17 protein-coding genes and 1 pseudogene are annotated in these 23575 nt (G+C 61.4%); 11 read left to right on the top strand and 7 right to left on the bottom strand.

From position 1 onward, the window contains the following. Positions 1–95: 95 nt before the first annotated feature. The 8 genes from QLG10_RS23545 (at position 96) to QLG10_RS23510 (ending at position 11721) form a co-directional block, all read left to right on the top strand. Positions 96–1964 carry an extracellular solute-binding protein gene (locus QLG10_RS23545; protein ID WP_188265514.1) on the top strand — a complete coding sequence of 623 codons (1869 nt, stop codon included), beginning with the start codon at positions 96–98 and terminating at the stop codon, positions 1962–1964. Further along, entirely contained in the window at positions 1964–3022 is a 1059-nt protein-coding gene (locus QLG10_RS23540) for a microcin C ABC transporter permease YejB (protein ID WP_020795419.1), read from the top strand. Before QLG10_RS23545 ends, QLG10_RS23540 begins: the two co-directional genes overlap by 1 nt. Then, on the top strand, positions 3022–4044 hold the full coding sequence (locus QLG10_RS23535) for an ABC transporter permease (protein WP_110754435.1): 1023 nt from the start codon (positions 3022–3024) through the stop codon (positions 4042–4044). The genes QLG10_RS23540 and QLG10_RS23535 overlap by 1 nt, the downstream gene beginning before the upstream one ends. A 14-nt stretch (positions 4045–4058) precedes the next feature. Further along, a complete protein-coding gene (locus QLG10_RS23530; protein ID WP_110754437.1) occupies positions 4059–5636 on the top strand; it encodes an ABC transporter ATP-binding protein in 1578 nt (525 codons plus the stop codon). Positions 5637–5773: 137 nt separating this feature from the next. Continuing rightward, positions 5774–7189 (top strand): sigma 54-interacting transcriptional regulator, encoded by a 1416-nt coding sequence (locus QLG10_RS23525; RefSeq protein WP_282488139.1) that lies wholly within the window; start codon positions 5774–5776, stop codon positions 7187–7189. A 283-nt stretch (positions 7190–7472) separates the two neighbouring features. After that, positions 7473–8864, top strand: a complete 1392-nt coding sequence (locus tag QLG10_RS23520; protein WP_110754441.1) for a GntP family permease — start codon at positions 7473–7475, stop codon at positions 8862–8864. A 7-nt stretch (positions 8865–8871) separates the two neighbouring features. After that, on the top strand, positions 8872–9645 hold the full coding sequence (gene hbdH / locus QLG10_RS23515) for a 3-hydroxybutyrate dehydrogenase (protein WP_033045670.1): 774 nt from the start codon (positions 8872–8874) through the stop codon (positions 9643–9645). 120 nt (positions 9646–9765) lie between these two features. Then, positions 9766–11721: an acetoacetate--CoA ligase gene (locus tag QLG10_RS23510; protein WP_188265512.1), complete on the top strand. Its 1956-nt coding sequence runs from the start codon at positions 9766–9768 to the stop codon at positions 11719–11721. Positions 11722–11838: 117 nt separating this feature from the next. On the opposite strand, the pseudogene QLG10_RS23505 reads toward QLG10_RS23510, so the two are convergent. Next, a pseudogene (locus QLG10_RS23505) lies at positions 11839–12138 on the bottom strand (type IV pili twitching motility protein PilT); the annotation flags it as partial. 120 nt (positions 12139–12258) lie between these two features. Here QLG10_RS23505 and QLG10_RS23500 point away from each other — a divergent pair. Together QLG10_RS23500 and QLG10_RS23495 are read left to right on the top strand one after the other, a co-directional pair. After that, on the top strand, positions 12259–14796 hold the full coding sequence (locus QLG10_RS23500) for a PAS domain-containing sensor histidine kinase (protein WP_110754445.1): 2538 nt from the start codon (positions 12259–12261) through the stop codon (positions 14794–14796). Between the two features lie 55 nt (positions 14797–14851). Then, the gene (locus QLG10_RS23495; protein ID WP_007933743.1) at positions 14852–15127 is read left to right on the top strand and encodes a peptidylprolyl isomerase; all 276 of its coding nucleotides are present in this window, start codon (positions 14852–14854) and stop codon (positions 15125–15127) included. Positions 15128–15230: 103 nt separating this feature from the next. Here QLG10_RS23495 and QLG10_RS23490 read toward each other — a convergent pair whose 3' ends face one another. The 6 genes from QLG10_RS23490 to QLG10_RS23465 form a co-directional block, all read right to left on the bottom strand. Continuing rightward, a complete protein-coding gene (locus QLG10_RS23490; protein WP_282488138.1) occupies positions 15231–16163 on the bottom strand; it encodes a sugar kinase in 933 nt (310 codons plus the stop codon). 129 nt (positions 16164–16292) lie between these two features. Beyond that, a complete protein-coding gene (locus QLG10_RS23485; protein WP_282488137.1) occupies positions 16293–17510 on the bottom strand; it encodes an amino acid deaminase in 1218 nt (405 codons plus the stop codon). A 39-nt stretch (positions 17511–17549) separates the two neighbouring features. After that, positions 17550–18314, bottom strand: coding sequence for an IclR family transcriptional regulator (locus QLG10_RS23480; RefSeq protein WP_110754452.1), 765 nt, complete (start codon positions 18312–18314; stop codon positions 17550–17552). Between the two features lie 67 nt (positions 18315–18381). Continuing rightward, on the bottom strand, positions 18382–18771 hold the full coding sequence (locus tag QLG10_RS23475) for a RidA family protein (RefSeq protein ID WP_008063617.1): 390 nt from the start codon (positions 18769–18771) through the stop codon (positions 18382–18384). Positions 18772–19035: 264 nt separating this feature from the next. Next, entirely contained in the window at positions 19036–20595 is a 1560-nt protein-coding gene (locus QLG10_RS23470; protein WP_282488136.1) for a TerC family protein, read from the bottom strand. Positions 20596–20917: 322 nt separating this feature from the next. Then, entirely contained in the window at positions 20918–21784 is an 867-nt protein-coding gene (locus QLG10_RS23465; protein WP_282488135.1) for a LysR family transcriptional regulator, read from the bottom strand. A 103-nt stretch (positions 21785–21887) separates the two neighbouring features. Here QLG10_RS23465 and QLG10_RS23460 point away from each other — a divergent pair, with 103 nt between their 5' ends. Next, on the top strand, positions 21888–23432 hold the full coding sequence (locus QLG10_RS23460; protein ID WP_282488134.1) for an MFS transporter: 1545 nt from the start codon (positions 21888–21890) through the stop codon (positions 23430–23432). Positions 23433–23575 lie beyond the last annotated feature (143 nt).

Here is a 23575-nt window from a genome sequence, read left to right as displayed (position 1 = left end):
GGGCCGTCGTGTTTCAGATACGTAATTCGGCTGGCGAGGGACGCGCCGCTAGCGTACAAATTGTGGTTAACGACCACCCGGCTCTAAGGCTGACAATGCGACTGGCTTTCCCGACTTTATTGTTCACTGCCGTGGCCCTGCTCCTGGGTGCCGCCGGTGTGAATGCCGCACCGCAACATGCGTTGACCGTATACGGCGAGCCCGCCAAGTACCCTGCCGGCTTCAGTCATTTTGCCTACACCAACCCGCAAGCGCCCAAGGGCGGGACGATGCGCCGTTCCGCAATCGAGATCGGGCATTTCGATCACGTCCTGCCTTATATAGACAAGGGCATCGGCGTGACGCAGATCGATGGCCTGCTCTACTCCCCCCTGGCGCAGCGCTCTCTGGATGAGCCTTACACGGTGTACGGCCTGGTGGCGCAGCAGATGGAGCGCTCCGACGATGGCCTGTCCCTGCGTTTCTACCTCAACCCCAAGGCGCAGTTTGCCGATGGCACGCCGATCACCGCCCAGGACGTGCGCTATACCTTCGACCTGCTGATGACCCAGGGCAGCCTGCGCTATCGCACGCAGTTCGCCGACGTCAAGGGCGTGGAAGTCGAGTCGCCATTGACCGTGCGCTTCGATTTCAAGAACAACGAAAACCGCACCCTGCCGCTGGACATCGCCACCTTGCCGGTGTTTCCCGAGCACTGGTGGAAGAACCGTGACTTTGCCAATGGCGGCGGTTACGAGCCGCCATTGGGCAGCGGACCGTACAAAGTCGGCAAGGTCGATTCGGGGCGCAGCATCACTTTCGAGCGCAACCCCGACTGGTGGGGCAAGGATTTGCCGGTCAGCCGCGGGCTGTACAATTTCGATCATTTCAGCATTGAGTACTTTGGCGATACCGATGTCGCGCGCCAGGTATTGCGCGGCGGCGCCTACGACTACAACCGCGAGTTTTCCGCCACCGGCTACTCCATCGGCTACGACAGCCCGGCCCTGAGCGACGGTCGCCTGCAAAAGGCCCACCTGGCCACCGAAGCGCCGCAATCGGCCCAGGGTTTCGTGTTCAACCTGCAAAAGCCGATGTTCCAGGACCGCCGGGTGCGCCAGGCACTGGCGATGCTCTGGGATTTTGAATGGAGCAACCGGCAGATGATGCGCAACCTGTACATCCGCCAACAGAGCTACTTTTCCAATACCGAACTGGCGGCCCGGCAGTTGCCTGATGCCGGTGAGCTGGCGATTCTGGAGCCCTTGCGCGGACAGATCCCCGATGAAGTCTTCAGCCAAGTGTTCGAACCACCGAAAACCGATGGCAGCGGTGTGATTCGCGACAAGCAATTGCAAGCCCTGGGCCTGCTCGAGCAGGCCGGGTGGAAACCCCAGGGCGATCAACTGGTGAACGCCGACGGCGAGCCGCTGAGTTTCACCTTCCTGGTCAGCCAGAACGGCATGGACCGTTTGCTCCTGCCCTACAAGCGCACCCTGAAACAGATCGGCATCGACATGAACATCCGCCGCATCGATTCGTCCCAGTACGTCAACCGCCTGATGAGCCGTGACTACGACATGATTGTCACCGGCTATCCGGTCACCACCTCTCCCGGCGGCGAACTGCTTAATTACTTCGGCTCGGCGGCGGCCCTGGATCCCGGCGCCAACAACTACATGGCCTTGCAGAACCCGGCGGTGGATACGCTGATCAACGGCCTGTTGCGCGCCAGCACCAAGGCCGACATGTTGCACTATGCCCATGCGCTCGACCGGGTGCTGCAATGGAACTATTACTGGATTCCCAACTATTACCCGCCGGGCAGCTCCACCGTGTGGTGGAATCGTTTCGGCATACCGAACGTGCAGGCGAGCAATGACGAAGCCATCGAGAGCTGGTGGGAAATGAGCACCACGCCGCTGACCAACCAGCAGATGACCGCCGAGCGCATCCGTCGTGGCAGACCCGGAGGACCGCATTGATGTGGGCTTATATCGTGCGGCGCCTGCTGCTGATCATCCCGACACTGGTGATCATTCTCCTGGTCAACTTCGTCATCGTCCAGGCCGCGCCAGGTGGCCCGGTGGAACAGGCCATCGCGCACTTGCAGGGCATCGGCGGAGCCAGTGTCGGTGGTGGTTCGAGCGAAACCATGGGCCATTCCCGGGCCAGCCGCGGTCTCGACCCGCAGCTGATCAAGGACATCGAAAAACAATACGGTTTCGACAAACCGGCACCGCAACGCCTGTGGTTGATGCTCACCAGTTACGCGCGCCTGGATTTCGGCAAAAGCTTCTTTCGCGGTGCCACCGTCACTGACCTGATCCTGGAAAAAATGCCGGTCACCATCTCCCTCGGGCTCTGGGCGACGTTGATCACCTACCTGGTGTCGATTCCCCTGGGGATTCGCAAGGCCGTGCACCACGGCAGCCATTTCGATGTCTGGAGCAGCACGGCGATCATCATCGGCTATGCCATGCCGGCCTTCCTGTTCGCCATGTTCCTGATCGTGGTGTTCGCCGGTGGCACCTCGTTGAACTGGTTCCCGGTACGCGGGCTGGTCTCGGACAATTTCGAATCGCTATCGACCCTGGGCAAGGTCGTCGATTACTTCTGGCACCTGGTACTGCCGGTGACCGCATTGGTGATTGGCGGTTTCGCGACCCTGACCATCCTGACCAAGAACTCGTTCCTCAACGAAATCACCCGCCAGTACGTGGTCACCGCCCGTGCCAAAGGATTGAGCGAACGCCGGGTGCTGTACGGTCACGTGTTCCGCAACGCCATGCTGCTGGTGGTGTCGGGGATTCCCCAGGCCTTCATCAGTGTGTTTTTTGCCGGCTCCCTGTTGATCGAAGTGATCTTCTCCCTCGACGGCCTGGGGCGCATGAGCTACGAGGCGGCCGTGTCACGGGACTATCCGGTAGTGTTCGGTTCACTGTTCATCTTCACGCTGTTCGGCCTGCTGATAAAACTCGTCGGCGACCTGTGCTACACCCTGGTCGATCCGCGGATCGACTTCGCTGCGAGGAACGCCTGATGCTGCAGCTATCGCCATTAGGCCGACGCCGCTTCGAGCGTTTCAAGAAAAACCGCCGCGGCTGGTGGTCGCTGTGGTTGTTCGTCGGGCTGTTCCTGCTGACCCTGGGTGGCGAGCTGATCGCCAATGACAAACCGCTGGTCGTCAGCTACCAGGGTTCGTTGTATTTCCCTGTGTTCAAGCGCTACACCGAGCAGCAATTCGGCGGGCAACTGCCGTTCCAGGCCGATTACCGCAGCGAATATGTGCAGGACCTGATCAAGAAGGACGGTGGCTGGTTGCTGTTTCCACCGATCCCCTTCAGCGACGACACACCCAACTACGACCTGAACAAACCGGCCCCGAGCCCGCCTTCAGGGGTCAATTGGCTGGGCACTGACGATCAGGCGCGGGACGTGTTGGCGCGGGTGATTTTCGGCGCGCGGGTATCGATCCTGTTCGCCTTGATGCTGACCTTCGTCAGCGCGCTGATCGGCATCGCCGCAGGTGCCCTGCAAGGCTATTACGGTGGCTGGGTCGACTTGCTCGGCCAGCGGCTGCTGGAGGTCTGGTCCGGGCTGCCGGTGCTGTACCTGCTGATCATCCTCTCGGGGTTCGTCGAGCCGAATTTCTGGTGGTTGCTGGGAATCATGGCGCTGTTTTCCTGGCTGGCCCTGGTGGACGTGGTGCGGGCCGAATTCCTGCGCGGGCGCAACCTGGAATACGTCAAGGCAGCCCGGGCGCTGGGGCTCACCGACCGCAAAGTGATCGTGCGGCATATCCTGCCCAACGCCATGAACGCGACCTTGAGCTACCTGCCGTTCATTCTGACCGGGGCCATCTCGACCCTCACCGCGCTGGATTTCCTCGGTTTCGGCATGCCGGCCGGCAGTGCCTCCCTGGGCGAGCTGATCGGCCAGGGCAAACAGAACCTGCAGGCACCGTGGCTGGGGCTGACGGCGTTTTTCACCCTGGCGTTGATTCTTTCTCTACTGGTGTTCATCGGCGAAGCCTTGCGCGACGCCTTTGACCCTCGTTCGTGAAGCGGACTGTTGCCATGACCAACCTGATCGAAATCCGTGACCTCAGCGTCGCCTTCAACGGCCAGACGGTGGTACGCGACCTGTGCCTGGACATCCGCCCCGGTGAATGCCTGGCACTGGTGGGAGAGTCGGGTTCGGGCAAGTCGGTGACGGCTCACTCGATCCTGCAGTTGCTGCCCGAATGCGGCACCGAGACGACCGGCAGCATCCGCTATCGTGGCCAGGAACTGGTGGGCGCCGATGCCCGCAAATTGCGCGAACTGCGGGGCAATCGCATCGCGATGATCTTCCAGGAGCCGATGACCTCCCTGAACCCGTTGCACAGCATCGAGAAGCAGATCGGCGAAACCCTGCTGGTGCACAAGGGCCTGGCCGGTAAAGCGGCACAAGCGCGGATACTCGAGTTGCTGCATCTGGTGGGCATCCAGAAGCCCCAGGAGCGGCTCAAGTCTTACCCCCATCAGCTGTCCGGTGGCCAGCGCCAGCGGGTGATGATTGCCATGGCCCTGGCCTGCGAACCGGAATTGTTGATCGCCGATGAGCCGACCACGGCGCTGGACGTGACAGTGCAGCGCAAGATCCTGTTGTTGCTCAAGTCGCTGCAACAGCGACTGGGCATGTCGCTGCTGCTGATCAGCCACGATCTCAATCTGGTGCGCAGCATCGCCCAGCGCGTCTGCGTGATGAAAGCCGGGGAAATTGTCGAGCAAGCCAGCTGCGAGACGATGTTCACCGCACCGAAACACCCTTACAGCTGCCTGTTGCTCAACGCCGAGCCCGAAGGCGAAGCCCTGCCCCGGGACGAACGCGAAAAAGTCCTGGAAGTGCACGACCTGCGGGTGCAATTTGCCGTCGGTGGCGGATTGTTCCAACGCAAGACTTACCTCAAGGCCGTGGACGGCATCAGCCTGAGCATCCAGCGCGGCAAGACCCTGGGCATCGTCGGCGAGTCGGGCTCCGGCAAGTCCACGCTCGGCCAGGCGATCCTGCGCCTGCTGGACTCCGAGGGCGCTATCCGCTTCCAGGGCCAGGCACTCGATGGCCTGACGCAGAAGCAGTTGCGGCCATGGCGCAAGAAAATGCAGGTGGTGTTCCAGGATCCGTTTGGCAGTCTCAGCCCGCGCATGTCCGTGGCACAGATCATCAGCGAAGGCCTGGAAGTGCATAGCCAGTTGAGCACCGAGCAATGCAACGCCGAGGTGATCCGGGCGCTGCAGGAAGTCGGGCTGGACCCACAAAGCCGGCATCGCTACCCCCACGAATTCTCCGGCGGCCAGCGCCAGCGCATCGCCATCGCCCGGGCGCTGGTGCTCAAGCCCGCGCTGATCCTGTTGGACGAACCCACCTCGGCGCTGGATCGCACCGTGCAAAAGCAGGTGGTCGCCTTGCTGCGTCAACTTCAGGAAAAGCACGGGCTGACCTACCTGTTCATCAGCCATGACCTGGCGGTGGTGCGCGCCCTGGCCCACGACATGATCGTGATCAAGGACGGCAAGGTGGTCGAAAGCGGCGCCAGCCACGACGTGTTCGAATCACCGCAGCATCCCTACACCAAAGAGCTGTTGGCGGCGGCGCATGTGGGGCAGGCATAATCCGGCCAGACCGCGTCGCGGCCTTCGCGAGCAGGCTCGCTCCCACAGGGGATTTGTGAAACACACAGACCAAGTGTGGGAGCGAGCCTGCTCGCGAAGGGGCCGGCACAGGCAACACACAATCAGGATCAGCCCTCATGAACACCACCGAAAGCCTCAAGGACTACCAGCGCGTGCGCCTGCTGGCGATCCGCTCGCTGTTCGAGATCATCGAGCAGTCCAGTGAAGGCACGGTGATCGTCGACAGCGACGCCAACATCGTCTGGATGAACGAACGCTATGCCAAGCGTTTCGGCCTGCCATCGGCTGAAGACGCCATTGGCAAGGCTTGCGAAAGCGTCATCCCCGGCAGCCTGTTGCGCGAGGTGGTGCGCACCGGTCGACCGATTCTGCTCGACATGCAGGACACCCCCAAGGAACCCCTGGTGGTCATGCGCCTGCCGATTCATGACGATGCCGGCGAGGTGATCGGTGCCATCGGCTTCGCCTTGTTCGACGAATTGCGCAGCCTGTCGCCGATGCTCAAGCGCTACATGAGCATGCAGCAAGAGCTTGCTTCCACGCGCTCGCTGCTGCGGGCGCGACAGACCCGCTACAACTTCGCCCACTTCATCGGCACCAGCGCCGCCAGCCTGGAAGTCAAGCGCCGCGCCCGGCGCAGCGCCAGCACCGACTCACCGGTGTTGCTGCTCGGCGAGACCGGCACCGGCAAGGAATTGCTGGCACAGGCGATCCACAATGCATCGCCGCGAGCCCACAAGGCGTTCGTCAGCATCAACAGTGCGGCGATCCCCGAAGCACTGCTCGAAGCCGAATTCTTCGGCACTGCGCCTGGCGCCTATACCGGCGCCGACCGCAAAGGCCGCGCCGGCAAACTGCAGATCGCCCAGGGCGGCACGCTGTTTCTCGATGAAATCGGCGATATGCCGTTGCCCCTGCAAAGCAAGTTATTGCGGGTGCTGCAGGAAAAGGAATTTGAACCGGTCGGTTCCAACGAAGTGATCCAGAGCGATGTGCGGGTGATCGCCGCGACTTCGACCGACCTGGAAGCGGCGATCAAGCGTGGTGAGTTTCGCGCCGACCTCTACTACCGCCTCAACGTCCTGCCGATCCAGGTGCCACCGCTACGCGAGCGCCTCGACGACCTGCCTGCCCTGAGTGAAGCGATCCTTGAAGAACTGCGCAGCCAGCACGAACTGAACAGCGATGCGCTGGCGCTCCTGGGCCAACACGCCTGGCCGGGGAACATTCGCGAACTGCGCAACGTGCTGGAGCGGGCGGCATTGCTCAGTGACGACCTGCGCCTGACGGAGGCAGATATCCGCGCGGCGATCGGAACTTTTACCCCAGTGCAGCGCGTGGCGCCGTTGCCCATCGAACCGCTGGAGCATGAAACGTTCAGTGCGGCGCGCGAGCGCTTTGACCGGCAATTGATTGAAGCGGCCCTGGCGCAATGCGGGGGCAAGGTGATCGAGGCGGCGGCGCGGTTAGGGCTGGGAAGGTCGACCTTGTACAAGAAGATGGTGGCGTTGGGGATTGCAGAGTCTCAATAAAGAGACATAAATCTCTATTTGTAGATGTAATTTTCAGATCAAAGGATCGCAGCCTGCGGCAGCTCCTACATGGGTTTCCAGCGTTTCCCTGTAGGAGCTGCCGCAGGCTGCGATCTTTTCAGGCACAAAAAGTCTCCAAATAGAGACACAAAGCACTTAATCGCCACTTCGCACAAAATTATATCCTTATATTTCAACAACTTACCCACATGGCACGAAACTCGCTAAAGCCGTCTCCTACAACGTTTCACCCTCACAAAAATAACAATCCAGGAGACACACCATGAGTGTGATCATTGCCTTGGCAGCCCTCTCGCTGCTGATGCTGGCTGCTTACCGTGGCTACAGCGTCATCCTATTTGCCCCGATTGCCGCCCTCGGCGCCGTCCTGCTCACCGATCCTTCCGCCGTCGCCCCCGCCTTCACCGGGGTGTTCATGGAAAAAATGGTCGGTTTCATCAAACTGTATTTCCCGGTGTTCCTGCTCGGCGCGGTGTTCGGCAAACTCATCGAGTTATCCGGCTTCTCGCGCTCGATCGTCGCGGCGGCGATTCGCTTGCTCGGCACCCGCCAGGCGATGCTCGTGATCGTGCTGGTCTGCGCCCTGCTGACGTACGGCGGCGTCTCGCTGTTCGTGGTGGTGTTCGCGGTCTATCCGTTTGCCGCGGAAATGTTCCGCCAGAGCAACATTCCCAAACGCCTGATCCCGGCGACCATCGCCCTCGGCGCCTTTTCGTTCACCATGGACGCCCTGCCCGGCACCCCGCAAATCCAGAACATCATCCCCAGCACCTTCTTCAACACCACCGCCTGGGCCGCGCCATGGCTGGGTTTGATCGGGTCGATCTTCGTGGTCTGCGCCGGCATGCTGTTTCTGCAGCGCCAACGTAACAAGGCTCAGCTTAGCGGCGAAGGCTACGGCACCGACCTGCGCAATGAGCCGGAAACCGCTGCCGACATCAAACTCCCCAATCCGTGGATCGCCCTGTCGCCACTGCTGGCCGTGGGCATCATGAACCTGCTGTTTACCCAGTGGATTCCACAGTGGTACGGCAAGACCCACAGTCTCGCGCTGCCGGGCATGGCTGCGCCAGTGACCACCGAAATCGCCAAGCTCACGGCGATCTGGGCCGTTCAGGCTGCACTGCTGGTCGGCATCATCATGGTGCTGGTGTTCGGCTTCCAGGCGATTCGCGGCAAGTTGGCCGAAGGCAGCAGAAGTGCAGTCAGCGGTTCATTACTGGCAGCAATGAACACCGCGTCTGAATACGGTTTTGGTGCGGTAATAGCATCGCTGCCAGGCTTTCTGGTTCTGGCCGACTGGCTCAAAAGCATCCCTAACCCGCTGGTCAACGAAGCGATCACCGTGACCCTGCTGGCGGGCATCACGGGTTCGGCGTCCGGCGGCATGAGCATTGCGCTGGCGGCCATGGCCAATGACTTCATCGCAGCGGCCCATGCCGCCAACATCCCACTGGAAGTCCTGCACCGGGTGGCGGCCATGGCCAGTGGGGGCATGGATACCCTGCCGCACAACGGCGCGGTGATTACCTTGCTGGCGGTCACCGGCCTGACCCACCGCGAAGCCTACAAAGACATTTTCTGTATTACGCTGATCAAGACCCTGGCGGTTTTCGTAGTGATCGGCACTTTCTACGCCACTGGCATTGTGTGAGGCATTGATGACGACTCTTTCAGGCAAGACCGCACTGGTTACCGGTTCCACCAGCGGCATTGGCCTAGGCATTGCCCTGAGCCTGGCCAAGGCTGGCGCCAATCTGATCCTCAACGGATTTGGCGATGCATCCAAAGTGATTGCCGAGGTTGAACAGTTCGGCGGCAAGGTTGGCCATCATCCCGCCGACGTCAGCGACCCGGCGCAGATCGCCGACATGATCGCCTACGCCGAGCGCGAATTCGGCGGCGTCGATATTCTGGTCAACAACGCCGGCATTCAGCATGTGGCGCCGGTAGACGAGTTTCCGGTGGAACGCTGGGACTCGATCATCGCGATCAATTTGTCATCGGTGTTCCACAGCACCCGCCTGAGCCTGCCGGGGATGCGCGCCAAAGGCTGGGGCCGAGTGATCAACATCGCCTCGGTGCATGGCCTGGTAGGTTCGACGGGCAAAGCCGCTTATGTCGCCGCCAAGCATGGCGTGATCGGCCTGACCAAAGTGGTCGCCCTGGAAACGGCCACCAGCAACATCACTTGCAACGCAATTTGCCCGGGCTGGGTGCTGACACCACTGGTGCAAAAGCAGATCGACGATCGCGCCGCCAAGGGCATCGACCCACAGCAGGCGCAGCATGACCTGCTGGCCGAGAAACAGCCGTCGCTGGAGTTCGTGACGCCGCCACAGTTGGGTGAACTGGTGCTGTTCCTGTGCAGCGAGGCTGGCACCCAGGTACGCGGCGCGGCGTGGAATATCGATGGTGGGTGGTTGGCGCAGTGATCTGATGTTAAACCGCGTCATCGTTCTTCGCGAGCAGGCTCGCTCCCACAGGGGATCGCATTTCAATGTGGGAGCGAGCCTGCTCGCGAATGGATCTGAAACTAGAAGAAGAGGCAAATCATGTCCGACATTCTCTGGCAACCCAGCGCCGAACGCATCGGCAAGACTCGCATGGAAGCCTTTCGGCGCTTCGTCAATCAACGGCACCACCTGCACATCGACGACTACCCCGCCCTGCATCAATGGTCGATCGACCAGCGCCCGGATTTCTGGCAGGCCATCGTCGACTTCTTCGACATCCGCTTCCATGAGCAACCCGACGCGGTGCTACTGGAAGGCCCACAAATGCCCAGCGCCCAGTGGTTCCCCGGCGCCACCCTGAATTTCGCTGAACACCTGCTCAGTCGACGCGACGATGCCGTAGCCGTCGTGGCCGTGGCTGAAAACGGCCAGCGTGAACACTTGACCTGGGCCGAATTGGCGGAGCATGTCGCAGGATTTCAGAAGGGCTTGATGGCGGCCGGTGTCGGCCTTGGCGACCGGGTGGCGGCCTGCATGCCCAACACCTGGCAAACCCTGGTGGCCATGCTCGCCACCACCAGCCTGGGGGCAATCTGGTCCTGTTCGTCGCCCGACTTCGGCACCCAAGGGGTGATCGACCGCTTCGGCCAGATCGAACCGAAAGTGCTGGTCACCTGCGCTGGCTATCGTTATGCCGGCAAGGAGATCGACCAGCACGCCAAGGTCAACGAAATCCTCGAACGCCTGCCGTCATTGCAGCAACTGGTGATCGTGCCTTACGCACGCCCCGGAACACGGATCGAAGATTTCCGTACCCAGGCCAATGTGACGCTCTGGGATGATTTTTATGACCCGGGTGGCGATCCGGATTTCGTCGCCGTGCCCTTCGACCATCCGCTGTACATCCTCTACTCCAGCGGCACCACCGGCGTGCCCAAGTGCATCATTCACAGCACCGGCGGCGTGCTGCTGCAACACGTCAAGGAACACGGCCTGCACTGCGACCTCGGCCCGGGCGATCGCTTGTTCTACTACACCACCTGCGGCTGGATGATGTGGAACTGGCTGGTCTCGGCCCTGGCGGTAGGCAGTGCCGTGGTGCTGTACGATGGCTCGCCATTCCATCCGAATGCCGAACGCTTGATCGACCTGATCGACGACGAGCGCATCACCGTATTCGGCACCAGCCCCAAATACCTCGCCACCCTGCAAAGCAGCGGCGTGAGGCCTGGGCAAAGCCATGACCTGGGCAGCCTCAAGACCTTGCTCTGCACCGGTTCTGCGCTGTCGCCGCAGAGCTACGACTATGTCTATCGCGACTTCAAGGCCGACCTGTGCCTGGCCTCGATGTCGGGAGGCACCGACATCGTCTCGTGTTTTGTCAACGGCAACCCGTGGCAGCCGGTGCGCCGTGGCGAAATCCAGGGCAAGAGCCTGGGCATGGCCGTGCAAGTGTGGAACGACGAGGGCCGGGCGGTCATCGGCGAAAAGGGCGAACTGGTGTGCACGCGGCACTTCCCGGCGATGCCGATCGGCCTGTGGAACGACCCCGATGGCGAAAAGCTCAAGGCCTCCTACTTCAGCCAATTTCCCGGTGTCTGGGCCCAGGGCGACTACGCCGAACAACTGCCCCACGGCGCGATGATGATCCATGGGCGCTCCGACGCGGTGCTCAATCCCGGTGGCGTGCGCATCGGCACGGCGGAAATCTATCGGCAAGTGGAGAAAGTCCCGCAGGTGCTCGACAGCGTGGCCATCGGTCAGCAATGGCAGGGCGACGTGCGGGTGGTGCTGTTCGTGCGCTTGCGCGAGGGCGTGGAACTGGATGACGCGCTGCAGCAGCAGATCCGCCAGGTCATTCGCGCCAACACCACACCACGTCATGTGCCGGCGAAGATTGTCGCGGTGACCGACATTCCCCGCACCATCAGCGGCAAAATCGTCGAATTGGCGGTGCGTAATGTGGTGCATGGGCAGAAGGTGAAGAATACCGACGCGCTGGCCAACCCCGAGGCGCTCGAGCAATTCCGCGATCGCCCCGAACTCCAGGATTGAATATCGCCTCCAGCAGGAGCGAGCATGCTCCGGGCGGCGTTCCGACGATGAACCCGAGAACGCCGCGGGGTGTCAGGCATCCAGCGACATCGTTGACGACCATCGCGAGCGAGCTTGCTTGACGTTGCGCACGACCATTGACACATCGTTACGCTGTTTGAAAATGTTCACTCGAAAGCGTCCAATCCCCGCCTGGGAGATCGCCAGGTTCATTTCCAGTTCCCGATCGAACTCAAGGCGCTGTTCGGCGTCCATGATGGACGCCGCAATCGTCGCGATTGCTCCCGGCTTGATCGGTTGATCGGCCAGGGCGGTAATTACACCGTTGAACCGCGCACTCGCAGGCGCACCCGTGGACAGGTAAAGATCGGAGCCATCCTGGCTGGCCAAGCGCCTTAACAACGCGTCGATTTCCATGGCAAAAAGCACCGACGAAGCATTCAATGTTAAAAAATGACCTGAAGCAGGTCATCCAGCGTCTACTGCCCTGCAAGGATAGTTGACGCCGCCACACCGACTTTTGTGCAGGACATCTTGATGAACGCATCACCCACCGGCAGCGATGCCCAGGCCCTGATTGCCAGACTCGATTGGGCGAACAGCCCCCTGGGCGCTGCTGGCACCTGGCCACAGAGCCTGCGAACCGCCGTGGACATCGTGATTCATTCGCCAATGCCGATGCTGTTGCTCTGGGGGCCGCAGCTGACGCAGATCTACAACGACGGCTTCGCGCTGCTGGCCGGCAGCAAGCATCCGCACGCTTTCGGACAGCCAACCCACCTGATCTGGCCCGAATTAAAGGACTTTACTGACCCAATTTACAGCGCGGTCCTACAAGGACAGGTGCGAACCTACAGCGAACAGCGCTTCACCCTGCAGCGCGACGGTACTGATTCCGACTTCTGGCTTGACCTGACCTACAGCCCCATCCGCGACGAAAATGCCCAGGTTGCCGGAATCCTGGTCACCGCCATCGAAACCAACGAGCGCCGGCGCATCGCCCTCGAACTGGAGCAGCGCTCCGCTGCGAGCCTCAAGGCTCAGCAAGACACCGAAGAACGCCTGCAACTGGCCCTCGCCGCCACCGACGCGGTCGGCACCTGGGACTGGGACATCAGTGAGGACCGCTTCATCGCCGACGCTCACTTCGCCCAATTGCACGGCGTCGACCCGGCCCTGTCTGGCCAATTGCCGATCAGCGAATACCTGCACGGCGTCCACCCCGAAGACCGCACCCTGATCGCCCGCAGCATCAAGCACTGCATCACTCACGGCACCGAGTACGCCGAGGAATACCGCCTGCTGCAAGCTGATGGCCAGTTGCGCTGGGTGTTTGCTCGCGGACGCTGCTACAAGGATCACCATGGGCGGCCGATCCGTTTCCTCGGCGCCGCCCTTGACCTGACCGATCGCAAAAACACCGAGCACGCCTTGCGCCAGAGTCAGACCGAGCTGCAGTTGATCATCAACGCCATGCCGATCCTGATCAGCTACGTCGACCGCGAGGAACGCTTTCGCTTGAACAACGCCGCCTACCTGGACTGGTATGGCTTGACGCCCCAGGAACTCTACGGCCGAACCATTCGCGAAGTGCTGGGCGATGAGGCCTACGCATTGCGCGCAGAGCACATCGCCCAGGCCCTGAGCGGCAAGGCTTGTTGCTTCAGCATCGGCACGGCGCACCGCGACGGCAGCATCCGCCAGGCGCTCATGAATTACCTGCCGCGTCACGGCCCGGATGGCGCGGTGAATGGTTTCTATATCTTCGTCATCGACGAAACCGAGCGTAAACAGACCGAAGAAGCCCTGCGCAACCTCAACGAAACCCTCGAAGAACGGGTGAGCGCGCGCACCCGGCAATTGGCCGAGGCCAATGAAAAACTGCTCAGCGAGATGTTCGAACGCGAGCGCGCCGAAGAAGCCCTGCGGCATGCGCAGAAGATGGAAGCACTCGGCCAGCTCACCGGCGGCATTGCCCATGACTTCAACAACATGCTCACTGGCATCATCGGCAGCCTGGACTTGATGCAACGCTACATTGCCGACGGCCGCGCCGCCGAAATCAACCGTTTCTCCGAGGCCGCGGTTTCCTCGGCCAACCGCGCCGCCGCCCTCACCCATCGGTTGCTGGCGTTCTCCAGGCGTCAGTCGCTGGATCGCAAGACGCTGAACGCCAACGACCTGATCCACTCCCTGGAAGACTTGCTCAGCCGTACCAAAGGCGACCACATCGAACTCAAGCTGCTACTGACCGAAGATGCCTGGCCGGTCAGCACCGACGTCAGTCAACTGGAAAACGCCCTGCTCAACCTGGTGATCAACGCCCGCGACGCCATGCCCGAGGGTGGCCAGTTGTGCATCGAAACCGCCAACGTCTATCTCGACGGCAGCGATATCACCACGCTTGAACCGGTCAAGGCCGGGGATTACCTGATGATCGCCGTCAGTGACAATGGCACCGGCATGACCCCCAAGGTATTGGCCAAGGCCTTCGATCCGTTCTTCACCACCAAGCCCATCGGCCAGGGCACCGGGCTGGGGTTGTCGATGATCTACGGCTTCGCCCAGCAGTCCGGCGGCCATGTGACCCTGTCCAGCCTGCCGGGCCAGGGCACCAGCGTGCGCCTGTACCTGCCGCGACTACGAGGCAACGAACCACAGGATGTGCTGTCGCCCGTGATCAGCGAAGCACCGTCAGCGATTGCTGGCGAAACGGTGGTGCTGGTGGAAGACGATCCGGCGGTGCGCATGCTGGTGACCGATCTGCTCAAGGAGTTGGGTTATCACGCCTATGAAGCCGAAGACGCGAAGACCGCCCTGCCCTTGCTCGAATCCGACTTGCGCGTCGACCTGCTGGTCACCGACGTCGGGCTGCCCGGGATGAATGGGCGACAACTGGCGGAAATCGCGCGCCAGCATCGCCCGCAACTGAAGGTATTGTTCATGACCGGTTACGCGCAAAACGCCGCCGAACGCCAGGGCTTTCTCGAAGAAGGCATGGACATGGTGGCCAAGCCGTTTTCCATCGATCTGCTGGCCAACAAGATTCGCACGATGATCGGTCAACCGCAGTGAGTTGGGGCATAATCGCGCCCCCTGGCTGTCACGACCGCAACAAGGTATCTGCCCCATGAAAGCTCAAGCCCGCCATATCCTGGTGAAAACCTCGGAAGAAGCCGAGCAACTCAAGCAACGTATCGCCAAGGGCGAAGCCTTCGATGTGCTGGCCAAGAAGTACTCCACCTGCCCTTCCGGCAAACGCGGCGGCGACCTGGGTGAAGTGCGCCCGGGCCAGATGGTCGGTGCAATCGATGCGGTGATCTTCAAGAAACCGCTGCGGGTGGTGCACGGGCCGATCAAGAGCAAGTTTGGGTATCACCTGGTGCAGGTGTTTTACCGGGATTGATCTCCACCTGTAGGAGCTGCCGCAGGCTGCGATCTTTTGATCTTGTTTTTAAAAGCAAATCAAAAGATCGCAGCCTGCGGCAGCTCCTACACAGCGTTCTTGTTCAAACCAAGGGGATGAGTGCCCCCGGCGCCTGAATCACCCGACTCGCCAACCGATGCCCCGCCTCGGCCGCCTCGGCCGGGCTCGCACCCTTGAGCCGCGCAGCCAGGTACGCCGCACTGAACGAATCCCCGGCCGCGGTGGTGTCTACCACTCGCTCGACTTTCTGCGCCGGCACCTCGAATGACTCGCCGCCACAACGAATCAGGCAGGCCTCGGCGCCGCGCTTGAGCACCACTTCAGGCGTGCCGATCTGCTCGTACGCTGCAAACACCGCCTGACAATCGGCGAAATGGAACAGCGCCTGTTCGTCATCGACGGTCAGCAGAGCCAGGTCAACATAGGGCAACACCTTGCGGTACGCCACTCGCGCTTCCTCCACCGAGGCCCACAAACGCGGTCGGTAGTTGTTGTCGAAGACGATCCGCGTATTGCGCCGGCGGGCCTCGATCAAGACTTCCAGCAATTTTTCCCGCCCCTCGCCCAATACCGCGAGGGTGATACCGCTGAAATACAGCACGTCGTAATCCGGCAGCGCGGCCAGGATCGGCGCGGCGGCCGGGGTGGTGAAGCAATCGCGCACCGCTGCTTCATTGCGCCAATAGAGAAAACGTCGCTCGCCGGCGGCGTCAGTCTGGATGCAATACAGCCCCGGCAAGCGACCGGACAAGCGCTGGACCTTGCTCAGGCCAATGTTTTCGGCGGCCCAGCTCTGGCACATGGCATCGCTGAAACTGTCATCGCCCAGGGCCGTGACGTAATCCACCGAACCCGCCGTGCCCAGTTCGCGGGACAGGTAGACCGCCGTGTTCAAGGTATCGCCGCCGAAGCTTTGTTGCAGGCTGCCGTCGGCGCGGTGTTGCAATTCGATCATGCATTCGCCGATCAGGGCGATGCGCGGGGTGTGGGGGCCCAGGGTGTTGAAGGTGTTCATGTTGTGGGGTCTCTGGTGTTGCCGTGTTGTCTGATCGGGCCCCTTCGCGAGCAAGCCCGCTCCCACAGGGGAACGCATTCCAAATGTGGGAGCGGGCTTGCTCGCGAAGGCCGCACCTCGGCACTGGACTTAGAAACAGGTTTCCATGGTCTCGATAACGTTCAATTGCTCATCCACCAGGCAACCCACCCGCCACTTGTCGAATGTCAGGCACGGGTGTGAGGTGCCAAACGAAATGATGTCGCCCACCCGCAAATCGACCCCCGGCGGCACGGTCATGAAGGCGTGCTGGTCCATCACGGCGGTTACCTTGCAAGTGCTCACATCATCGCCCTTGGCCGGGATGACACCGGCCCGGTAGCGCAGCAACGGCACCGGCAGGCCAGCGTCATAAGCCACGTCGCGCTTGCCCAGGGCAATCACCGCAAAGCCTGGTTCCGGCAATGACTGCACATGTGCCCAGACCTCCAGCGCCGCACGCAAGCCCTCATGCAGATCGCTGCGACGGTCGAGCACGCAGCATTGCGCTTCCTTGTAGATACCATGGTCGTGCGCCACATAGCTGCCGGGGCGCAAGACGCTGAGGAAACGCCCACCAGCGTTCTGCGCCTCGAACTCTTCGGCGATCAAGTCATACCAGGCCGAACCTGAAGCGGTGATGATCGGCTTGGCAATCGCGAAGGCGCCGCTGTCCTGCAACTGCACGGCCAGACGTACCAGGGAGCCGGCGAATGCACGGATGCCACTCACCGCGTGATCACCGTGGATCACCCCTTCATACCCTTCGATGCCGGTCAGCGCCAAGGCCGGTTGTGCGGCGATGGCCTTGGCCAGGTCCAGCACTTGCTGTTCGCTGCGGCAACCGCAACGACCGCCGACCACGCCGTACTCGATCATCACGTTCAGGCGCACACCCCGTGAAGCGAAATAGGCGCCGAGGTCGGCGACGTTGTCCGGGTGATCGACCATGCAATAGAAGTCGAAGCCCGGATCAGCCAGAAGATCGGCTATCAACGCCATGTTCGGGGTGCCGACCAGTTGGTTGGCCATCAGCACCCGGCGCACGCCGTGGGCATAGGCCGCGCGGGTTTGCGTGGCGCTGGCCAGGGTAATGCCCCAGGCACCGGCGTCCAGTTGCCGGCGGAACAGCGCCGGGGTCATGCTGGTCTTGCCGTGGGGAGCAAGCTCGGCGCCGCTGTCACTGACAAAGGCCTGCATCCAACGGATGTTGTGTTCAAGCGCATCGCGATGCAGCACCAGCGCGGGCAGGCTGACGTCACGCACCAGGTGGGCGCCAGTGTGGGCAAAGCCCTTTTCCACGGCGGCAATATTCTTGGCAGAAGACATGGTCGAACTCCTCACAGTCGCGGCCGCGGGCAGCCGCTGTTATTCGTTGATGCGACGGGCCAGGTTGTTGGCGCTATCGATCAGCACCCGGCGGTAATCGCTGTAATGGGTCTTGGCATCGGCCCGTGGGGCGACGATGCACAGGGTGGCAATGGCCACGCCATCGGGGCCTTTGACCGGGGCGGCGAAGCAATGGGTAAAGGTGTCGGCCACGCTGTCGAAGGAGAAAAAGCCGTCGATGCCAGCCTGGCGGATTTCCTTGAGAAACTGTTCCAGCGGCAAACGTTCGCCATTGGGCAGGACGAAGTCGTCGTGGTCGATCAGGTCGACGATTTCCTTGTCACTCAGGTGCGCCAGCAACAGGCGTCCGGACGCTGTCCAGGGAATGGGCGCGTTTTCGCCGATGTCCGAGGAAATGCGAAAATGCCGCTGGCCCTCCTTCATCAGCGCCACGGTGTATTTGCGCCCATTGAGCAGGCACATCTGCGCCGTTTCGTGAGTCTGGTTGACGATGTCCTGCAGGGCCCGATCGGCTTCGCGGGTCAGGTCAAAATGGCGCAGGTGCGCTTGGCCAAGGAAGTACAGCTGGCGGCCGAGATAGACGTGACCGTCCTTGCCCACCGGTTCCAGGATGCGCCGTTCCAGCAACGAGGCCACCAGCTCATAGACCGTGGATTTCGGACTGCCGATGCCGTTGGCGATATCGTTCGGGCGCAGGGGCTGGCCGATCTCCTTGAGGAAATCGAGGATATCGAACGCCCGGTCCAGACCGCGTGCCCGGCGCTTGATGGTGTCTTCGCTCATGTCAGTGGTTCCCAATCAAATTCGCCGGGGGGGATCGTTCCCACGCTGGGAACGATCAGTGTCAAGTTCAGGCCTTTTTCTTGTACGCGATGCAGTCGATCTCGACCTTGCAGTCGACCATCATGTTCGCCTGCACACAGGCCCGGGCCGGTGCGTGTTCAGGCTTGAAGTACTCGGAGAAAACCTTGTTGAAACTGGTGAAATCCCGCGGATCTTCCAGCCATACGCCGACACGCACCACGTCTTCCAGGCCATAGCCTGCCTCTTGGAGAATCGCGATCAGGTTCTTCATGGTCTGGTGCGTCTGCTCGACGATGCCGCCAACAATGATCTCGCCCTCCACCGCCGGCACCTGCCCGGAGACGTGCAGCCAGCCATCGGCTTCAACGGCGCGGGCAAAAGGACGCGGCTGGCCACCCGCCGCGGTGCTGCCGGTGCCGTAACGAGTAATGCTCATGGGTGTTTCTCCTGAACTGAAAACCGAAGGATCAGAGATCTTCTCCGAAACCTCGCAAGTCAAATGATTCCGCTATACCGGAATACGGTTTGCAATAACGGAATAAGCGGCAGAAAGTGTGCCACAGGTCGTGAAGGAAATAGTAGGGGGAGATTGAAAAGTGTTCTAAATCAGAAAACCCATGCCCGCCGCTTCGCGAGCAGGTCCGCTCCCTGTCGGGATGCGATTCCCTGCTCGCGAGGCGCCCTCAGGCTGGAGGTAAAATCAATTACACGTGCGCGCCAGGAACACCCGCGTCACCCGCCGCTCTTCAACCGACATGACGGTCAATCGCCAGCCTTCCCACTCGTGGCTGTCACCGATCATCGGCAGTCGGTCCAGCAGGCTTACCACCAGACCTGCCAGGGTTTGATAGTCTTCAGTCGGTTGTGCCGCGAAACCGGTGCGTTGACGCACTCGCGCCAGGTTCAACGCGCCACTGACCACGAATCCGTCCTTCTCCTCGATCACGTCCGGGCCTTCGATTTCGCTGGCGTCGGGCAGCTCACCGGCAATCGACTCGAGGATGTCGGTCATGGTCAGCACGCCGACGAAGTCACCGAATTCGTTGACCACGAACGCGATGTGGGTCGAGGCCTTGCGCATTTGCTCCAGGGCATTGAGGATCGAGTAGCTGTCCAGCAGGTTGACGGCCTGGCGCGCCAGGTGGGCAAGATCAGGCTGGTTACCGGCCAGGAAATCCTTCAGCAGCTCCTTCTTGTGCACGAAACCCAGCGGTTCATCCACCGCGCCGTCGCGAATCAGCGGCAGGCGGGAGTAGGACGAATGCATCAAACGCGTGCGAATGGTCTGCGGGTCGTCGGCCAGGTCGATGTAGTCGACGTCGGCACGCACGGTCATCAAGCTGCGGATAGGCCGCTCGGCCAGTTGCAATACCCCGCTGATCATCACCCGCTCACGACGGTCGAACAGTTCTTCGCTCTGCGCTTCGCCGTCGTCCAGCATGTCGGCGATTTCTTCACCGACTTCTTCCGCCGCCAGTTTGCGCCCGCCGAGCATGCGCATCACCGCGTGCGCGGTGCGTTCACGCATCGGTCGCAGGCCCTGCATCGAGCGTTTGCGGCGCGCCCGGGCGATCTGGTTGAACACTTCGATCAGGATCGAGAAGCCGATGGCTGCATACAAGTAGCCCTTGGGAATGTGGAAGCCCAGGCCTTCGGCGGTCAAGGCAAAACCGATCATCATCAAAAAGCCCAGGCACAGCATGATCACCGTAGGGTGCGCGTTGACGAAGCGAGTCAACGGCTTGCTGGCGACGATCATCAGGCCGATCGAAATGATCACGGCGATCATCATCACCGACAACTCATCGACCATGCCCACCGCGGTAATCACCGCGTCAAGGGAGAACACCGCGTCGAGCACCACGATTTGCGCCACGATGGGCCAGAACAACGCGTAAGCCGTATTGGAAGTGCGCTCGCCTACATGGCCTTCGAGCCGTTCGTGCAGCTCCATGGTCGCCTTGAACAACAGGAACACACCACCAAACAGCATGATCAGGTCTCGACCCGAGAAGCTCTTGTCGAACACCTCGAACAGCGGCTGGGTCAGGGTCACCAACCAGGAAATGCTCGCCAGCAGGCCCAGGCGCATCAACAACGCCAGGGACAGGCCGATGATTCGCGCGCGATCGCGCTGTTCCGGCGGCAATTTGTCCGCCAAAATCGCAATGAACACCAGGTTGTCGATACCCAGTACCAGCTCCAGCACAATCAACGTCAACAAGCCCAGCCACGCGGTGGGGTCAGCTAACCATTCCATGTAAATGTCTCGATCTATTCAGTGAATTCAGAATGCCAGGCACGGCAAGGTGCGGCGCAGAGGCCGGATAAATGCAATGACAGGGAGATCGGGGTGCCAGAAGACCGGATGTTTCGCGTACAGCAAGACCGCGCGTTGGCGCGAGGGGAAAGGATAACTGGGGGGCTCCGTAAGGGCGTTCATGCAAGTCCTGAAAAGGAAAAAGGACTTGAATCGTACAGTCGATATGGACAATTCCTACAGCTCGAAATCATTTCAAGATCTGTAGCAGGTCTGTGAATTGCCGCCGCTGCCTGCAGGAACAAGCTTGCTGGCTTTGCTTTCAACGGTTCTTCACACGCTCGATGTACCGCACAACTGCCGGGGATTTCTCGAACCGGCGATGAATCAACGCCAGCCACGACGATGCGTTGCAGTCGTTGATCTGGCGATAAACCACATTCGGCAAACTGACATGGCCGACCACCGACTCTGGTACCACCGCCACGCCCTGGCCCAGGGAAACCAAGGCGATCACTGCCACCAACCCACCCGGTTGCGCCCCCAGTTTCGGCACGAACGCGCCCTGGGCGGCGACTTGCAACGTACCGACGACTTGCTCGGGAAGAATGAAGTTTTCGTTGTGCAAATGCGCCGAGTTGATGACCGGCAAGCGATTGAGCCATGAGTCCACCGACAGTGCCAAAACAAAGCCCTCATCACTCAGGCGCACACTCTCGACACCCTCGGGCAACGTCAACGGGCAACGGATGTAGCCCAGATCGAAACGTCCCTCAAGGATCATGTTCGGCAGGCTCGCCATTGGACTTTCCCGCACATTGAGGCTGACATCCGGGTATTGGCCGGCAAAACCCTGCACCTGCTTTTGCAGCAACCCCGAATACACCGCCGACGCGACATAACCCAGTTCGATGTGACCGGTATCACCACGCCCGGCACGCTGTGCGTTGCGCTGCGCCGATTCGAACTGGCGCACTGTGGCCTCAGCGTCGATCACCAGCGCCGCCCCGGCCTCGGTCAGGCTGACGTCCCGCACTTGGCGCAGAAACAGGCGTGTACCCAGCTCCGCTTCCATGTCCTGGATTTGCCGGGTCAAGGTGGGTGGCGCGATGCCCAACTGCTCGGCGGCGCGGGTGAAGTTGCGATGCCGGGCGACAGCAAGGAAGTAGCGAAAGTGGCGAATATCCATCGGTGCGTTAGCTCAAAGGTAATGAAGTGACGCGGTGCGCCTAACAAAAGCGTCGCCAGCCGGCGATAAGCTGCACGGAACCTCACAGTAGAGAACCCCTGCCATGTCCGTCAAACCCCAGGTGAGCCCGCGCCTGACCTTGCTAACCGCGTCGGCGGTGTGCTCGTTGATCGTGCTGGACACCAACATCGTCGCCGTTACCTTGCCCAGCATCGCTCGGGACCTTGGGGCGAATTTCGCTGACATTGAGTGGGTAGTCAGTGCCTACATGCTGGCCTTCGCCGCGTTGCTGTTGCCCGCGGGCAGCCTGGCGGACCGTTTTGGCCGGCAAAAAACCCTGATGTGGGGCCTGGGCATATTCATCCTGGCCTCGATCGGCTGCGGCGCCGCCCCGAACGCGCTGTTTCTCGACATCGCGCGCGCGATCAAGGGCGTCGGCGCGGCGCTGCTGTTGACCTCGGCACTCGCTTCCATCGGCCATACCTTCCACGACGAAGCCGAACGCGCCAAGGCCTGGGCGTTCTGGGGCGGTTGCATGGGCGTGGCCATGACGGCGGCGCCGACTCTGGGCGGGTTGATCACCGAGTACGTGGGTTGGCGCTGGATTTTCTACCTCAACCTGCCGATCGGCCTGTTCCTGATGCTCATGGTCTGGCGCGCGGTGCCTGAGTCTCGCGACGCCCAGGCCGCGCGTCTCGATCCGTGGGGCAGTCTCGCCTTCAGCGCCAGTTTGCTGTGCCTGATCTGGGGCCTGATCGAAGCCAACCGCATCGGCTGGAACAACCCCGTCACTTACGCCCGCCTGGTGGGTGGCGCCCTGTTGCTTGGCTTGTTCGTGGTGATCGAGCGCCTGCAACAGCGGCCGATGATCGACCTGCAACTGTTTCGTCACCCACGTTTCATCGGCGCGTTGCTCGGCATGTTTTCCTACGCCGCGTGCGCCCAAGTGATGATGACCTTGCTGCCGTTCTACTTGCAGAACGGCCTGGGTTTTACCGCCATCTGCGCAGGGCTGGGCATGCTCCCGTTTGCCGTGACCATGCTGGTTTTCCCGCGCATCGGGGCACGCCTGGCGGGACGCGTTACACCGGCGAACATGATGGCCGTCGGACTCACCCTGGTGGGCAGCGGTAATTTGCTCAGCGCCTGGGCGGTCAACAGCGGCGGATACCTGCCCTTCGCCCTGGCGATTGCAGTCACGGGTGCCGGCGCCGGGCTGCTCAACGGCGATACGCAAAAAAACATCATGGCCTGTGTGCCTCGTGAGCGTACCGGCATGGCCTCGGGCATGAGTACGACCATGCGCTTCAGCGCGGTGATGCTGGCGATCGGTGTGTATGGAGCATTGCTGTCGGGACACAGCGAACGGCTGCTGCACGACCATCTGGCGGCACAGGGCGGTCAATGGCTCGAATACAGCCAGGGTGTCGCCTCGCGGGTGGTGGCCGGTGACATGCCGACGGCGTTGAGTCTGTTACCGGAAGCTGCGCGGCCGCTGGTCGAGCCGCTGGCGCGACAAGCGTTCGTGGGTGGGTTCAGTTTGTTGCTTTGGGTCGCGGGCCTGGCGGGGTTGCTGGGCGCACTGGTGGTCGGGACACTGATGCGCAATCCGATTCCAGCGCCCCGCACTGCCCTGGCGCTTGAATGACGCGTACCTGGCGATTTCATCTTTGAATGTACAGCCGCCTTCGCGAGCAGGCTCGCTCCCACATGATCCCGGTGAGGCACAGATTTCACCTGTGGGAGATTCTATGGTTGAGGTGAAGCCCTCAACTTGTTTTCGGTTGGTAT

It is taken from the genome of Pseudomonas sp. V98_8 (assembly GCF_029967975.1).
GTDB lineage: Bacteria > Pseudomonadota > Gammaproteobacteria > Pseudomonadales > Pseudomonadaceae > Aquipseudomonas > Aquipseudomonas umsongensis.
Note: the sequence above shows the minus strand (reverse complement) of the source record. Positions and strands in the feature narration are given on the sequence as shown.

Coding starts and splice junctions, on each gene's coding strand:
- QLG10_RS23480 (WP_110754452.1), bottom strand. CDS start 18,314: ATGAGCGAAGACACCATCAAGCGCCGGGCACGCGGTCTGGACCGGGCG.
- QLG10_RS23540 (WP_020795419.1), top strand. CDS start 1,964: ATGTGGGCTTATATCGTGCGGCGCCTGCTGCTGATCATCCCGACACTG.
- QLG10_RS23475 (WP_008063617.1), bottom strand. CDS start 18,771: ATGAGCATTACTCGTTACGGCACCGGCAGCACCGCGGCGGGTGGCCAG.
- QLG10_RS23510 (WP_188265512.1), top strand. CDS start 9,766: ATGTCCGACATTCTCTGGCAACCCAGCGCCGAACGCATCGGCAAGACT.
- QLG10_RS23470 (WP_282488136.1), bottom strand. CDS start 20,595: ATGGAATGGTTAGCTGACCCCACCGCGTGGCTGGGCTTGTTGACGTTG.
- QLG10_RS23460 (WP_282488134.1), top strand. CDS start 21,888: ATGTCCGTCAAACCCCAGGTGAGCCCGCGCCTGACCTTGCTAACCGCG.
- QLG10_RS23465 (WP_282488135.1), bottom strand. CDS start 21,784: ATGGATATTCGCCACTTTCGCTACTTCCTTGCTGTCGCCCGGCATCGC.
- QLG10_RS23490 (WP_282488138.1), bottom strand. CDS start 16,163: ATGAACACCTTCAACACCCTGGGCCCCCACACCCCGCGCATCGCCCTG.
- QLG10_RS23500 (WP_110754445.1), top strand. CDS start 12,259: ATGAACGCATCACCCACCGGCAGCGATGCCCAGGCCCTGATTGCCAGA.
- QLG10_RS23545 (WP_188265514.1), top strand. CDS start 96: ATGCGACTGGCTTTCCCGACTTTATTGTTCACTGCCGTGGCCCTGCTC.
- QLG10_RS23520 (WP_110754441.1), top strand. CDS start 7,473: ATGAGTGTGATCATTGCCTTGGCAGCCCTCTCGCTGCTGATGCTGGCT.
- QLG10_RS23530 (WP_110754437.1), top strand. CDS start 4,059: ATGACCAACCTGATCGAAATCCGTGACCTCAGCGTCGCCTTCAACGGC.
- QLG10_RS23525 (WP_282488139.1), top strand. CDS start 5,774: ATGAACACCACCGAAAGCCTCAAGGACTACCAGCGCGTGCGCCTGCTG.
- QLG10_RS23485 (WP_282488137.1), bottom strand. CDS start 17,510: ATGTCTTCTGCCAAGAATATTGCCGCCGTGGAAAAGGGCTTTGCCCAC.
- hbdH (WP_033045670.1), top strand. CDS start 8,872: ATGACGACTCTTTCAGGCAAGACCGCACTGGTTACCGGTTCCACCAGC.
- QLG10_RS23495 (WP_007933743.1), top strand. CDS start 14,852: ATGAAAGCTCAAGCCCGCCATATCCTGGTGAAAACCTCGGAAGAAGCC.
- QLG10_RS23535 (WP_110754435.1), top strand. CDS start 3,022: ATGCTGCAGCTATCGCCATTAGGCCGACGCCGCTTCGAGCGTTTCAAG.